The following is a 14,390-nucleotide window of genomic DNA, read 5'->3' as shown; positions in this document are numbered from 1 at the left end:
TTGAGGTCAAGTCGCCCGGACCGCCCGCCGGGCCCTTCCGGCCGCGGGCCGAGCCGGTGCGGGTGGGTGCCCGCTGTGCTGTACTGATCAGGTGGAGCGTAAGCACACACTGCCGTGGGACACGCACCCCGGACGGCCCGGCGAGGCAGCTCCTGGAGTACGTGCCCAACAGGCTGACCAGGTACGCAACCGGGTGCGGCTGATGATCGAGATCACCGCACGGGCGGGTGCGTACCGCAAGGGCCTGGTGGCCGCCGCCCGGCGCCTCAGCCCTGAGGAAGCGACCATCCTCTCCGATCTGGAGCGGCACGGGCTGCAGGTGCCGCAGCTGCACGACGTGCTGTGCGGCGGTCATGTGCTGGTGGACGATCCGGAGTTGTACGCGGACTGGCGGTTCGACAAGGTCAGCCACACCCGCCTCTCCAGCCACCACCGGGACATCGACAAGAGCGTCTATCCGGACATCGGGATGCGCGGTCAAGTGGTGCGCGAGAAGCTGCACGGGCGCACCGCGCACGGCACCTGGGTGCAGCTGGAGAAGACCCCCGCCGCCTTCGGCGGGCGGAAGCTGCCCAGCCCGAGTGACGTCCGGCATCTCATGGATTACGTGGTCTACCGGCTCACCCGCAGCAATGTCGGCCCCTGGGGCCTGTCCCGGATGACCGAGCGGCGCCCGATGTATCTGACGCCGGTGCTGACCGTGCCCACGTCCCTGACGGCTCCGGTCGCACGGTTGCTGACCCAGGCGTTGCGCCGGATCGAGGAGGCCGACGACACCACCGCCGTCTCCCGGGATCTCGCGGACCGGTTCCCGCCGCCCGACCGGGCGGATCCGGCAGCCGAGCTGGGCCGGTCGCTGTCCGGCAGGGCGGGGCGTGGGCTGTTCGGCAGCTCCGAGGTGTGGGTGACCGAGACGCCGTCCAGCAGCGCCGCCGCGGTTCTCCGGGCGAGCCACGAGGTGCCCGAGGTGGACTGGTGGCAGACGGAGAGGCCGGCATGAGTGACGACCGAAACGATGTTCCCGCTGCGACCCCTTCGGACCCGGGTGCGGCGTCCGTACCGTCGGGGCTGGTCACAGCCGTCGTGGATCTGGTGAACACCGGGCCGGTGCTGCTCGGTGCGTACACCGTCGCCGAGCTCACCGCCGTGGACGCGATCGTGGACTTCCTGGAGGCCCGGCCGTCGGACGAGGTGCTGGCGGAGGCCGTCCGCTCGCTCGCGGCCCGCCAACTGCTCCTGGCCGGTTCTACGGGTGAGCAGATCCGGGTGCAGGGGGACCTGGGGATCGCCGTCGCGTTCCAGCAGAGGGCCCGCAAGGTGCTCGATGCCCGCACGACCAGGTCGGAGCCGGGCGAGCCCTGGCGCATTCTGCTACTCCCCCAGCCCGAGCGGATCTGCCTGATGGTCCGCATCGACGCGCTCGGTATCCACCAGCTCGGCCTGCACAAGCTGGAAGAAGCGCTCAAGATGCTCACCGAGTGGCTGCCGGAGGGCTCACTGGCCGATCCAGGTGCGGGCTTCGACGCCGAGGACGTACTGACCGCGTCGGAGCGCTCGGCGCTGATCACCGTCACCGACTACACGGCCCAGGGTTCCGCCGAGATCGCCGGTGCCAGCAGCGACCTGATCCTCGCCCGCGCCGACGGACGGCTGCACGCCCTCACCCGGGACCCCCAGGACCGGAACAGACTGGTGCCCGACCCCGCGACGCGCAAGGACGGTGTCCGCGACCGGCTCGTCGAGCTGCTGGGGTAGCGGCTCAGGGCCGCGAACCGGCTGCCGTATGCATGCCGTTCACACCCGTGTCGTCCGACTTGTCGGGCGGAACGACGGTGTCGCAGAAGACGTTGGCGATCAGCCCGATCACCAGGAACAGCGTCACCAGCACTGTGCCCGCGGTACTCATCCGCAGTGGCCTGGTGGCCGACACCGGCGGGGCTGTGCCGGGTGTGTCCTGGGCGTCCCGGTCCCCGAACAGGCCCTTCGGGTAGGCCGACGTCAGCATGCTGACGTACGCGTAGTAGCACATCGCGACAGTGCACGGCTTTCGCATGTGGAGACATGCGGAGAGATGAAGAGAGATGGAGAGACACGCGGAGAGCCGCGTATGTCCCCGGAGCGTGCTCGCCTCACGGGCCGTCACCGTCGGGACGGCCGCGAGCGCCGGCAGGTCATCCGCCGGTCGCGCCCTCGTCGGGCAGCGGGTCCGCGCCGTCGTCGGGCCCGCGGTCAAGGCGCTCGGCGAGCGTGGCGGCGAAGTCCTCGGCGCGGGCGAGCTGGATACGCAGGTCGGCCACCCGCTCGCGGGCGGTGGCGTGGTAACCGCGGACCGTGGCCAGCAGCGCCTCGCGCTCCGGTTCCGGCAGGTCGTCCGTGGCATCGAGCCGGTCGGTGGCCTGCAGCAGGTCCCGCATCTCGTCCAGGGTGAAACCGAGCGGCTTCATCCGCCGGACGACCATCAGGCGAGCCACATCGGTCTCGGTGTAGAGGCGGAACCCGCCCTGCGAGCGGGCCGACGGCTCGACCAGGCCCGTCTCCTCGTAATGGCGGATCGTGCGCAGCGACAGCTCGGTGCGCGCGGCGACCTCGCCGATCTGCATGTGCCCCTTGTCTGCCACGGCTCTCCTCGCGGGTGTGCTGCGGGGCACTCCGGCGGGCCCCGATCCCTACTCTAACGTTAGGGTAGAGTTGCCGGTGCGGCGCCGACACGCGTACGTGCCTTCCGGCTCTGCCGCGTCGACCCCAGCGCCACGCCTTGCGGCGAGGGTGCGCCGAACCACCAGGTGGGCCCTCTTGTCCTCTCCGCTGTCACCGGCCACGCTGCTGCGCGGCCCCCGCCGCCCCTCTTGGCTGTCCCCGAAGGTGTTCCGCACCGAGGTGCTGGCCGGCCTGGTCGTGGGGCTGGCTCTGATCCCCGAGGCGATCTCGTTCTCCGTGATCGCCGGCGTCGACCCAAAGGTGGGGCTGTTCGCCGCCTGCACCATGGCGATGGTCATCGCGTTCGTCGGCGGCCGCCCGGCGATGATCTCGGCGTCCACCGGTGCGGTCGCTCTCGTCGTGGCGCCCGTCGCCCGCGAGCACGGGCTGGGCTATCTGATCGCCACCGTCATCCTGGCCGGAATCTTCCAGATCGTCCTCGGCTCTCTCGGAGTGGCCAGGCTGATGCGGTTCGTACCCCGCTCGGTGATGGTCGGATTCGTCAACGCACTGGGCATCCTGCTGTTCACGGCGCAGATCCCCAACCTCCACGACGTCCCCTGGCAGGTCTATCCGCTCGTCGCCGCCGGCCTGGCGATGATGGTGTTCTTCCCGCGCCTGACCAAGGCGGTGCCAGCTCCGCTGGTGTCCATCGTGATCCTCACCGTCATCACTGTCGCGGCAGGCATCGCGGTGCCCACGGTGGGCGACAAGGGCAGACTCCCCTCGTCCCTGCCCGTCCCGGGGCTGCCGGACGTGCCGTTCAGCGCCCACACCCTCACCGTCATCGCGCCCTATGCGCTGGCGATGGCGCTGGTCGGGCTGATGGAGACACTGATGACCGCCAAGCTGGTGGACGAGATCACCGACACCCGCTCCAACAAGACCCGTGAATCGATCGGCCAGGGCATCGCCAACATCGTCACCGGGTTCTTCGGCGGTATGGGCGGCTGCGCGATGATCGGACAGACCATGATCAACGTCAAGAACGGCGCCCGTACCCGCCTGTCGACGTTTCTGGCCGGGTTCTTCCTGCTGATCCTCTGTATCGTGCTCGGCCCTGTCGTCTCCGACATTCCCATGGCCGCGCTGGTCGCCGTCATGGTCCTGGTCTCGGTCGGCACCTTCGACTGGCACTCCGTCAAACCGGCCACCCTCAAGCGGATGCCGGCCGGCGAGACCACCGTCATGGTCATCACCGTCGCCGTCGTGGTCGCCACGGGCAATCTGTCCATCGGCGTCGTCGTCGGGACGCTCACCGCCATGGTCGTCTTCGCGCGGCGGGTCGCCCGTCTGACCCAGGTCACCGCTGTCGCCGACCCCGACGGCAACAGCGTCGTGTACGCCGTCACCGGGGAGCTCTTCTTCGCCTCGGTCAACGACCTGACCGGCCGGTTCGCCTACGCGACGGACCCCGGGTCCGTCATCATCGACCTCAGCGGCGCTCATGTCTGGGACGCCTCGTCGGTGGCCGCGCTGGACGCGGTCACCGGCAAGTACGCCGCCCATGGCAAGACCGTGACGGTGACCGGTCTCAACGAGGAGAGCGCCAGGATGCACGGCAACCTCAGCGGCGAACTCACCGGCAGCCACTGACCCCCGCCACCACGCCCGGCCGGGCCGTCTCCCGCATGCCGGGACGGGGTGTCATACGTCGCGGCGCATGCACACCCGCGGCCACCGGTCGAGACCGTGTGCCGCTTCCCGTGCCCGGATGTCCCGCAGGCCCGCGCCGAGTTCGTGGTCGCCCAGAGGCCGGAAGCCGCAGCGTGCGTAGTACGGCGCGTTCCACGGAACGCCGGTGAAGGTGGTGAGCGTCAGCGCGGGCACCCCGTCAGCCGCCGCCCGGTCCGCCAGACGGTCCAGCAGCGAGCGCCCGATGCCACGGCGCGCGCTGTCCGGGTGCACCGACACCTGCTCGATGTGCAGGTTGCCGTCGACCCGGTCCGCGATGAGGTACGCCACCGGGGAGTTCGCCCCGTCGACCGCGACCCAGGCCAGCCCGGAGCGCTGGTAGCGGGCCAGTTCGTCCAGGGGCAGCGGCTCGTCGTCGGCGATGTCCGGCATGCCGATGTCCCGGAAGCACTGTCCGGCCGCCCTCTCGGTGTCCTGGAGGGCCGGCAGGTCGTCGATGTGAGCCGCTCTGACAGACATGAGCCCATTGTCCACGGCGGCCGACCGTGACTCGCCCTGGGATCTGTCGTGCCTGCCCTAGGGTGTGTCTTCAAAGGTCAGATCCATAACAGGATTGAGGCGATGGTGACGGTGGCCTGGAACGACTCGTGGGTCTTGTCGTAGCGGGTGGCCAGGCCGCGCCATTGTTTGAGCCGGTTGAAGCAGCGCTCGACGACGTTGCGGAGTCGGTAGACCTCCCTGTTGAAACGCGGTGGTCGGCCGCCACGTGAGCCTCGGCGTAGGCGGCCGCTGGCCTGGTCGATGCGTTCGGGAATCGTGTGGCGGATGCCGCGCTTTCGCAGGTAGGCGCGGATCTTACGGGAGCTGTAGCCCTTGTCCGCGATGACGTGGTCGGGCCGGGTGCGTGGCCGGCCTGGACCGATGCGGGGAACGCAGATGGCGTCCAGGACCTCCTCGAAGCGAGTGCAGTCGTTGACGTTCCCGCCGGTCAGAACGAAGGCGAGTGGGCGGCCGTGTCCGTCGCAGACCAAGTGGAGCTTGGTGCTCAGTCCGCCTCGGGATCTACCGAGGGCGTGATCACCCGCTTCGTCCCCCTCGGTGACCCCTTTTTGCCGCCGGCGGCGTGCTGATGGGCCCGCACGATCGTGGAATCGACCGACACCAGCCAGTCGATGTCCCCGGCCGCATCTTTCTCCGCCTGCAGAGCCCGCAGCATGCGAGAGAACGTGCCATCCAGTGCCCACCTGCGGAAACGCGTGTAGAGCGTCTGCCAGGAGCCGTAGCGTTCCGGCACATCCCGCCAGGCCGACCCCGTGCGCAACTTCCACACAATCCCGTTCAGCACCACGCGGTCATCCGACCGCGGCCGCCCCGCCGTCCCCGAACTCGGCAACAACCGCGACAGGACAGCCCACTCAGCATCCGACAGCTCATGACGACGCACCACAACCGACATGATCCCTCAACACCTAAAACAGCTTTGAAGACACGGCCTAGGCTGTCGGCTGATGCCGGACATCCGCCACCAGCCCATCGCTCCGACCCGGACCCAGAGACTGGCGACCGGGGCGGAGATCGACGCGCACCGGCACGACGACCACCAGATCGTCTATGCGGGCCGGGGCGTGCTGACCGTGACCGCCAGTACCGGGACCTGGGTCGCGCCCGCCACCCGTGCCATCTGGGTTCCCGCCGGGACCGTCCACGCCCACCAGGCGCACGGGGACCTGGAGATGCACCTGGTCGGCCTGGAGAAGGGGGACGACCCGATCGGGCTGGGGGAACCGACCGTGCTCGCCGTCGGGCCTCTGCTGCGTGAGCTGATCCTCGCGTACACCGAGGCGCCCATCGACGACAGTCCCCAGCGTGCCCGGCTGCGGGCCGTGCTGCTCGACCAGCTCCGTGTGTCACCCCACCAGCCGCTCCACCTGCCCACCCCGACATCGCACCAACTCAAGGAACTGTGCGCCCTGTTGAAGGCCGACCCCGGCGACAACCGTACGCTCGCCCAGCTCGGCCGGCGCGTCGGCGCCAGCAGCCGTACGCTGTCCCGGCTGTTCCGGGCCGACCTCAACATGACGTTCCCGCAGTGGCGCACCCAACTGCGCCTCCACCACGCCCTCGTGCTCCTCGCCGAGAACACTCCGGTCACGACCACGGCCCATCAGTGCGGCTGGTCGTCCGCCAGCGCGTTCATCGATGTCTTCCACCGGACGTTCGGCCATACGCCCGGCACCCACCACGGCCCTCTCACGTAATACCCCGGCCGGCGCGGCCCGCAGCCGGGGCGTCGTAGGTGACCTCAGCCGTAGACCTGGCGGCCCAGCCACTGGCCGCCGTCGATCACCATCGTCGTACCGGTGATGTAGCGCGAGCGCTCCTCCAGCAGGAAGAGCGCGGCCTCCGCGACCTCGTCCGGGGTGGTGAGGCGCCCCGCGGGGACGCTGTCGAGTACCCGCGCCCGGGCTTCCGGCGTGGGCCACAGCGCGGCGCCCGCGCCCTCGGTCTCCGTCGGGCCGGGCGCGATGCAGTTGACCCGGACCCCGCGCGCGCCCCACTCGGCGGCGAGAGTACGGGTCATCGCCAGCACCCCGCCCTTGGCCGCAGCGCTGTGGACGGTGCCGGGGTGACCGTGCCAGGCGTAGCTGGCGATCACATTGACGATCGCCCCGTCCCCGGCGCCCAGCATGTGCTGTGCGGCGGCCCGGGTGGCGAAGAACGTGCCGTTGAGGACGATGTCGACCACGGCGCGCCAGCCGTTGGGCGACAGGTCCTCGGCAGGGACGACGAAGTTTCCCGCGGCGTTGTTGACCAGTGCGTCCAGGCGGCCGTGCCGGGCGGCGACCGCGTCGATCGCGGCGGTCAGCGCGTCGGCGTCCCGGACGTCGACCGATGCGGTCTCCACCGTGCCGCCGTACTCCCCCGCGAGGCGCGCGGTCTCCGCCAGCGCGTCGGGGCGCCGTCCGAGCACCGCCACGGTCCCGCCCGCTGCGGCGTAGCGCAGGGCGATGGCCCGGCCGATGCCGGAACCGCCGCCGGTGACGACGGCGACCCGGCCCGCGAGTTCAGCCGGGGAGTTCTTCGCGGACGGAGGGTTCACGGGGGAAGTACGCACGGGGCAGGGCTCCTTGGGTGGGGGTGTGACCATCGGGGGCGGGACGATCCGGGGCGTGACAATGACGATCAGGGGGTGTGACCCGGCGGGGGGCCGGCGGGGGTGATCAGTGCGTCGACGGCCAGCAGGCCGTCCACGGCGACACGGACGGGGTTGAGCTCGGTCTCCAGCAGGCCGGGCTGCCCGGCGGCGAGCCGGGAGAGCCGCACGACTGTGTCGGCGAGCGCCCCGGTGTCGGCCGGGGGACGTCCGCGCCAGCCGTGCAGCAGCGGTGCGCAGCGCAGTCGTTCGATCAGGCTCAGCGCGTCGGCGTGGGTGCAGGGCGCGAGGGTCAGGGCGCTGTCGCGCCAGAGTTCCGTTTCCGTACCGCCCGCGCCGACCACGACCACCGGCCCGAACGACGGGTCGCGGCGGGTGGCGACCACCATCTCGACGACGTGCGGGCGGCGGTCGAGCTGTTCGACCACGTACCGGCCGGGCCCCAGCCGCAGTGACATCTCCGCATAGGCGGCCTCCAGCGCGTCGGCGTCGGCCAGGCCGACCGCCACACCGCCGTGCTCGCTCTTGTGCTCCAGCCAGTCCGCCTTGAGGACGTACGGGGCGGTCAACCGCGCTGCGGCACGCCGGAGTCCGGCCAGATCGGTGACGGGGAGCGCGGGCGGGAACGGGATGCCGGCGCCGGTCAGCAGGGCGCGGGCGGCGAGGTAGCCGAAGCCGGTCGGCGCGGCGGCGGGAGACGCGGCCACCGGCTCGGCTGTCGCCCGGTGTCCCCACCGGTCACCCGGCTGGTTTCCCACCTGATTTCCCGCCGGGTCCGCCCCCTGAACCACCCCCGCATCCGCCCACGCCCCGTCCGCCCTCACCGACGGGCCGAGTTCGGTGAGGCGTGCCGCCGTGCCGAGTGCGCCGACGGCCGTCTCGATGTCCGCGTAGGTGGGCACACCCGCCGCGCGCAGGACGTCGGTGGTCGTGGTGGTTCTGGCCATCGAGTGCACCAGTACGGGCAGCCGGTGCCGTGCCGCCGAGCGGGACAGTTCCAGGGCCACTTCGGTCTCCCGGTCCTGCTGGGCCGGGATGTCGCGGCCGTAGCTGCCGAAGTATCCGCTCAGCAGGACGGCGTCGGCGCCACCGGACGCGGCCACCAGGTCCACGACCCTGGCGTAGGTGCCCAGGTCCTGCTCGCCGCCGCCGGCCAGATCGACCGGGTTGGCGGTCGCGGCCTGTGGTGGCAGGCCGGTCGCGATCGCGTTCCTGGCCGCCTGCGGTAGCGGCTCCACCAGCAGTCCAGCGCGGGAGGCGAGGTCGACGGCGAGTGCGCCCTGTCCGCCGCTGTCGGTCACGACCACGACGCGGCGCCCGGCGGGGCGCGGCGCCCTGACCAGGAGCTGCGCTGCGGCGATCAGCCGCGCGGGCGTCTCGGCGCGCACCGCGCCCGCTGCCTCGCAGGCGGCGTCCACGATGTCCGTCGCGGTGGTCATCGCCCCGGTGTGCGACCTGGCGGCCTGCCGGCCGGCGTCGCTGGCGCCGACGGTCAGCAGCAGTACGGGTTTCCCGGCCCGGTGCAGTGCGGTGAGAGCGGCGATCAGCGCCCGCCCGTCGCCGAAGCTCTCCAGATAGAGGGCGACCACCTTGGTGGCTTCGTGGTCGGCGAGGTCGGTGAGGACCTCATGGGCCGTGACGTCCGCCTGACTGCCCACCGAGACGAACCGGGAGATGCCCAGGCCCGCGTCGGCGGCGAGGCCCGCCAGTTCGAGGCCGAGCTGCCCGCTCTGCGAGACCACCGCGAGCGAGCCCGGCTCGAACCGGCCCCAGACCAGGTCGAGTTCGACGTCCGCGTCGTACATTCCGAGGCAGTTGGGTCCGATCAGCCGGGCGCCGGCCGCGCGGACCCTGGCACCGAGGCCACGCTCGTCGTCGACTCCGGCGGTGATGGCGAGCAGGCCGCGCACGCCCAGGGCCAGGGCCTCGTCCACGGCGGCGCCGAGTGCGCGGCCCGGCACGGCGAAGGCGACGAGTTCGGGCGCGTCGGGCAGGTCCCGCAGCGAGCGCGCCGTTTCCTGTCCGAGTACGGCGCCGCCCCTGGCGTTCACCAGATGGACGGTGCGGCGCGCGCTGCCGGTCAGGGCTCCTCTGGCCAGCCAGTAGCCCCACTTCGTCGGCGTACCGCTGGCACCGACCACGGCGATGGAGGCCGGGTCGCGGAAGGCGTCGAGGCCGGTCACCGGTCCGCCCGCCGCGCCGGTCCTTCGGCCTTCGCCAGCGAGCGGGAGATGACCAGCCGCTGGATGTCGGACGTACCCTCCTCGATCTCCTCCAGCTTGGCGTCACGCATCCACTTCTCGGCGAGGTACTCCTGCGAGTAACCCCAGCCGCCGAGCGTCTGCACCGCCGACCAGGTGTTCGCCATGGCGTTCTCCGAGCCGACCAGTTTCGCCATGGCCGCCTCGGCGGTGGTCCTCTCGCCCCGGTCGAACAGGCGGGCCGCCCTGAGCGCGAACAGATGCGCCGCGTCGGTCCGTACGGCCATGTCGGCGAGGCGGAAGGCCACCGCCTGGTGCTCGATGATCGGTACGCCGAACTGCACCCGGTCCTTCGCGTAATCGGTGGCGTAGTCCAGGGCGGCGCGGCACAGGCCCGCGCAGGAGGCGGCGATGAGGATGCGGGAGGCGTCGAAGGTCCGCATCAGGCCGAGGAAGCCCTGGCCCTCGTCGCCCAGCCGGTCCGCGACCGGGACCCGTACGTCCTCGAGGAACACCTCGGCGTTGACGATCGCCCGCTGGCCCATCTTGCGCATCGGCTTGCCGACGGTGAGGCCGGGGGTGTCCCGCTCGACCACGAACGCGGTCACGCCCTTGGCGCCGAGCGCGGGATCGACGGTGGCGAAGACGACGAAGCGCCGGGCGTACGGGGCGTTGGAGATCCACGCCTTCTGCCCGTTGAGCACATAGTGCGCGCTCTCCCCGGTGCCGGTGCGCACCGCGCGGGTCCGGATCCCTGCGGCGTCCGAGCCGTGGCCCGGTTCGGTGACCGCGAGCGCCGTCAGCGGCGGGGTGTCGCCGCAGAGGGGGCCCAGCCAGCGCTGTTTCTGCTCCTCGGTGCCCAGCTCCAGGACCGGGTCGGCGAAGAAGCCGCTGGAGGTCAGCAGGTTGCCGATGGCGATGTCGCCGTGGCACAGCTCCTCCTGGACCAGAACCTGGGTGAGCATGTCGGTGATGCCGCCACCGCCGTACTGCGCGGGGATCATGAAGGAGGCGAGGCCGATCCCGGCCGCCTTCTCCCAGAGGTCGAGCGGCGACTCGGTCTGGGCGTCGTCGACCTCACGGGCCCTGGGCCGGATCTCCTTCGCCGCGAAATCGCGGCTGAGTTGCAGGATCTGCTGCTGCTCGGAGCTGAGTTCGAGGACGTCGCGGATCTCGGAAGGCATGGGTGCTCCTTGGCGTACGGGTACGGGTACAGGCACGGATACGGGACGGGCGCGGTGGGTACGGGGTACGGGTGCACGGCGGGTCGGCAGACCACTGCCGGGCGCGGGCAGTCTGCGATGAGGGCGGCGGGGGCCGTGAGAGTGGCGGGAGGGTGAGGGTGACGCGGGGCGTGAAGGCCGGGCCGTCAGCGGGGGCCGACGGCCGGTGACGGCTCGACCGTGGCGTCCGTCAGCGTGGGAGCCGACAGCTTGGCCGCGAAGAAGGACGGCGCACGGCGCTGCTGGACGAGCATCACGACGAAGCCGGCCGCGAGCGCGCCGACGCCGATGAGGAAGACACCGCCGATGTGCCAGTGCGGTGCGAACGGAAGCGTCCAGGAGGTGCCGCCGGAGTCCGGATTCCAGTCGTTGCGCAGGCTCCAGAGCCCGGCCGCCACCAGGGTCAGTCCGCCGATGGCCGGCAGGACCACCCGCAGCCACAGGTCGGCGGCGCTGCGGCGGACCGTACGCCGGTGGGCCCAGGCGGAGGTGATCCCGGTGAGGCCGTAGTAGAGCGCGATCATCAGCCCGCAGGAGGAGACGGCGTCGCCGATCACATGCCCGTGGGCCAGGAAGTTCATCGCCAGATAGACCACCCCGCCCGCCGCACCCGTGGCGATCGTCCCGGCCTTCGGGACGGAGAAGCGGGGGTGCACGGTGCCGAGGGAGCCGGGCAGCGCCCGGTGCCTCGCCATGGCCAGCATGGTGCGCCCGAGGGTCAGTACGGTCGTCTCGGTCGACGCGGCGGCCGAGGACAGCACCATCAGGACCATGAGGTGCCACATCACCGAGCCGAAGCCACTGGTGCCGAACACGGCGCTGCCGAGGGCGGAGAAGACGTCACCGGAGTGGTCCGGGTTGGCCAGGCCGTTGCCGGTCGTGCCGATACCGGCGAAGGAGACGGTGGCGTAGGTGGCGCCGAGGTACAGCGCCAGCAGCAGCATGGTGGACAGGGTCGCCGCCCGGCCCGGTGTCCGGCGCCGGTCGGCGGTCTCCTCGTTGACCGTCAGTGCGGTCTCCCACCCCCAGTAGATGAACAGCATCAGCACCAGACCACTGGCGAAGGCGCTCGGCGAGGAGATCGCGAACGGGTTGAGCCACGACAGCTGCGGGTGCCGGGCCCCCGGGCCCGCGTGGCCGGTGTAGACGCGGACGAACGCGACGACGGAGAAGATCACCAGCATGGCGAACTCCAGGAAGAGCAGCGCGCGCTGGACGGCGGCCGCGACCTCGATGCCCCGGTAGCAGACGGCGGTCATCAGGGCGATCCAGCCCAGTCCTACGGCCAGCACCCAGGGGCTCGACGGATCCTCGCCGATACCGTGTGCGCCGAACAGCAGGAACACATACTGACCGGCGACCTGCGCGAGGCTGCCCATGACCAGGACGAACGAGGCGATGATCGCCCAGCCGCCCATGAAGCCGGTACGCGGCCCCAGCGAGCGGCTGGCCCAGGTGAAGATCGTCCCGCAGTCGGGATCGGAGCGGTTCAGCGCCGCGTAACCGAAGGACACGAACAGGATCGGAACGAAGGCCAGCACCACGACCGCCGGTGCCTGGAAGCCGACGGCCGCGACGACGAAGGCGAGTGTGGCGGCGAGGCTGTAGGCGGGGGCGGCCGACGCCGTCGCCAGGATCAGGCTGGTGACCATGGACAGCGCCCCGGGCCGCAGCCCCTTGGAGTGGGCTTCGGCCGCGCCGGTCGGCTCGGTCTGCTCGGTCATTGCCATGGATGCTCCTCTTGCTCAGGGAGTGGAGGGCCGGCCGGGACGTACAGCACGCGGGAGCACCCGGGACGGGCCTTCGCGGCAGTCATGGAGTCGCAGTGGAGCCGCAGTGCCGCGGCTCGGTCACGCAGTCGCGGCATGGACTGGATTCGCAATACTGATTGGTGCGTCACCATTGCCGATGCCGGAACCGCAGTCAAGGGGTGCGGACGAAGTTGATCGCAACAGTTGACTGGCAGTTCAGTCTTGCTCCACGCTCTCCCCCATGATGAGGTCACAGACCGAACCCGAGCAGACCGGATCCGAGCAGAACGCACCCGAGGGGCACGCACCCGGGCGGCACGGCCCCCCGACGCCCGTCGTCACGGCCGACGCCGTCGTCGTCGGGGCGGGTTACGCGGGGCTCAGCGCAGCGCTCCGGCTGCGCGAACACGGCCTCGACGTCGTCGTACTGGAAGCCGCCTCCCGCGTAGGCGGCCGGGTGCTCAGCGAGGAGCGCCCGTCAGGGCCCGTCGTCGACCACGGCGGCCAGTGGGTGGGTCCGACCCAGAAGCACCTGCTGGCGCTGGCCGCACGCTTCGGCTGCCGGACCTTCCCCACCTGGGAGACCGGACAGCACATCGAGGTCTGGCACGACGGGTCACGCGTCGGATACGCGGGCGCCGCGCCGGCCGACGGCCCCGGAATCGCCGACTACCTGCGGATCACCGCGCTCCTGGACGAGCTCGCGCTGACCGTCGACATCGAACGGCCCTGGCTGACACCGCGGTTCGCCGAGTGGGACGGCCAGAGCGCCGGGACGTTCTTCCGCGCGCAGAGCACCGATCCGGACACCCTGGTCAGGCTGGCCCTCGCCGTACAGGGCGTGTGGTGTGCCGAGCCGCGTGAGATCTCGCTCTTCCATGTGCTGTTCTACATCCGCGCCGCCGGGAGTTACGAGCAGCTGATGGAGACCAGGGACTGCGCCCAGGACCGGCGGTTCACGGAGGGCGCGGCCGCCCCGGCGCGCGCCGTCGCCGCGATGCTCGGGGACCGGATCAGGCTCGGGGAGCAGGTGTGCGCGGTGCGGTGGCACGGCTCAGGGGTCCGGGTGCGCACCACCGTCGGTACGGTCGTGGAGGCCCGCCGCGCGGTCGTGGCGCTGCCTCCGCCGGCCACGCGCTCGATCGCGTTCAGCCCGGCGCTGCCGGAACCGCGCTCGGGCTGGATCGCGCACAGCCCCATGGGCCGGGTGGCCAAGGTCCACGCCGTGTACCCCGAACCGTTCTGGCGGGCCGACGGGCTGTCCGGTATCGCGACGCTCTACGGTTCGCCGCCGGTCGGCGTCGTCTTCGACAACTCCCCCGAGGACGGTTCGGCCGGCGTCCTCGTGGCCTTCGTGTACGGCGACAGGGCCGATGCCTGGGCCGGGCTGGACCAGGAGCGGCGCCGTACGGCCGTACTGGAGAGCCTGCGCGCCGTCGTGGGCGGGCGGGCGCTGCGGCCGGCCGATTACACCGAAAAGCTGTGGGCCGGCGACGTGTTCGCCGGGGGCGGTTACGCGGCCTATGTGACCCCCGGCGGATGGGGCGGCTACGGCGAGCACGGCTGGCGTGAGCCGGCCGGTGCGGTGCACTGGGCCGGGACGGAGACCGCGACGGTCTGGAACGGCTATATCGACGGAGCCGTCTCGTCCGGCTACCGCGCCGCCGACGAGATCGCCGCCGCCCTGGCGGCTTCCGGCGCCCTGGCGGGGAAGCACGGCTGAGGTCCG

Annotated in this window: 13 protein-coding genes; 5 read left to right on the top strand and 8 right to left on the bottom strand. The window is 71.4% G+C overall.

All coding sequences use genetic code 11. The annotated features are described in order from the left end of the window. Positions 1–91: 91 nt before the first annotated feature. Together OG510_RS36190 and OG510_RS36185 are read left to right on the top strand one after the other, a co-directional pair. On the top strand, positions 92–1,000 hold the full coding sequence (locus tag OG510_RS36190) for a hypothetical protein (protein ID WP_406142250.1): 909 nt from the start codon (positions 92–94) through the stop codon (positions 998–1,000). After that, a complete protein-coding gene (locus tag OG510_RS36185; RefSeq protein ID WP_406142249.1) occupies positions 997–1,755 on the top strand; it encodes a hypothetical protein in 759 nt (252 codons plus the stop codon). Before OG510_RS36190 ends, OG510_RS36185 begins: the two co-directional genes overlap by 4 nt. Before the next feature lie 4 nt (positions 1,756–1,759). Here the strand turns inward: OG510_RS36185 and OG510_RS36180 are convergent, their stop codons facing one another. Further along, positions 1,760–2,029 carry a hypothetical protein gene (locus OG510_RS36180; protein ID WP_406142248.1) on the bottom strand — a complete coding sequence of 90 codons (270 nt, stop codon included), beginning with the start codon at positions 2,027–2,029 and terminating at the stop codon, positions 1,760–1,762. 142 nt (positions 2,030–2,171) lie between these two features. Then, positions 2,172–2,600: a MerR family transcriptional regulator gene (locus OG510_RS36175; RefSeq protein ID WP_406142727.1), complete on the bottom strand. Its 429-nt coding sequence runs from the start codon at positions 2,598–2,600 to the stop codon at positions 2,172–2,174. Between the two features lie 193 nt (positions 2,601–2,793). Here OG510_RS36175 and OG510_RS36170 point away from each other — a divergent pair, with 193 nt between their 5' ends. Beyond that, a complete protein-coding gene (locus OG510_RS36170; protein ID WP_406142247.1) occupies positions 2,794–4,293 on the top strand; it encodes a SulP family inorganic anion transporter in 1,500 nt (499 codons plus the stop codon). Between the two features lie 51 nt (positions 4,294–4,344). Here OG510_RS36170 and OG510_RS36165 read toward each other — a convergent pair whose 3' ends face one another. Both OG510_RS36165 and OG510_RS36160 read right to left on the bottom strand, forming a co-directional pair. Further along, the gene (locus tag OG510_RS36165) at positions 4,345–4,851 is read right to left on the bottom strand and encodes a GNAT family N-acetyltransferase (protein ID WP_406142246.1); all 507 of its coding nucleotides are present in this window, start codon (positions 4,849–4,851) and stop codon (positions 4,345–4,347) included. A gap of 77 nt (positions 4,852–4,928) precedes the next feature. Further along, positions 4,929–5,788, bottom strand: a protein-coding gene (locus tag OG510_RS36160) for an IS5 family transposase (protein WP_371628189.1) whose coding sequence is annotated in 2 segments (ribosomal slippage) — positions 4,929–5,428 and positions 5,428–5,788 — 861 coding nt in all. Because the reading frame shifts where the segments join, the coding sequence is not laid out codon by codon here. Between the two features lie 52 nt (positions 5,789–5,840). On the opposite strand from OG510_RS36160, the gene OG510_RS36155 reads away from it, so the two are divergent. Further along, entirely contained in the window at positions 5,841–6,590 is a 750-nt protein-coding gene (locus OG510_RS36155; protein WP_406142245.1) for an AraC family transcriptional regulator, read from the top strand. Positions 6,591–6,634: 44 nt separating this feature from the next. On the opposite strand, the gene OG510_RS36150 is transcribed toward OG510_RS36155, so the two are convergent. The 4 genes from OG510_RS36150 to OG510_RS36135 all read right to left on the bottom strand — a co-directional run bounded on the left by OG510_RS36150 (position 6,635) and on the right by OG510_RS36135 (position 12,640). After that, on the bottom strand, positions 6,635–7,447 hold the full coding sequence (locus OG510_RS36150; protein WP_406142244.1) for an SDR family oxidoreductase: 813 nt from the start codon (positions 7,445–7,447) through the stop codon (positions 6,635–6,637). Positions 7,448–7,515: 68 nt separating this feature from the next. After that, entirely contained in the window at positions 7,516–9,669 is a 2,154-nt protein-coding gene (locus tag OG510_RS36145; RefSeq protein WP_406142243.1) for an acetate--CoA ligase family protein, read from the bottom strand. Further along, positions 9,666–10,871, bottom strand: coding sequence for an acyl-CoA dehydrogenase family protein (locus OG510_RS36140; protein ID WP_406142242.1), 1,206 nt, complete (start codon positions 10,869–10,871; stop codon positions 9,666–9,668). Before OG510_RS36140 ends, OG510_RS36145 begins: the two co-directional genes overlap by 4 nt. A gap of 185 nt (positions 10,872–11,056) precedes the next feature. After that, complete coding sequence (locus tag OG510_RS36135; RefSeq protein ID WP_406142241.1) at positions 11,057–12,640, bottom strand: APC family permease; 1,584 nt, start codon at positions 12,638–12,640, stop codon at positions 11,057–11,059. Between the two features lie 262 nt (positions 12,641–12,902). Here OG510_RS36135 and OG510_RS36130 point away from each other — a divergent pair, with 262 nt between their 5' ends. After that, the gene (locus OG510_RS36130; RefSeq protein WP_406142240.1) at positions 12,903–14,384 is read left to right on the top strand and encodes a flavin monoamine oxidase family protein; all 1,482 of its coding nucleotides are present in this window, start codon (positions 12,903–12,905) and stop codon (positions 14,382–14,384) included. The last annotated feature ends 6 nt before the right edge of the window (positions 14,385–14,390 follow it).

The organism is Streptomyces sp. NBC_01089 (assembly GCF_045162975.1).
Lineage (GTDB): Bacteria > Actinomycetota > Actinomycetes > Streptomycetales > Streptomycetaceae > Streptomyces.
This window is presented reverse-complemented; position numbering and strand designations above follow the sequence as displayed.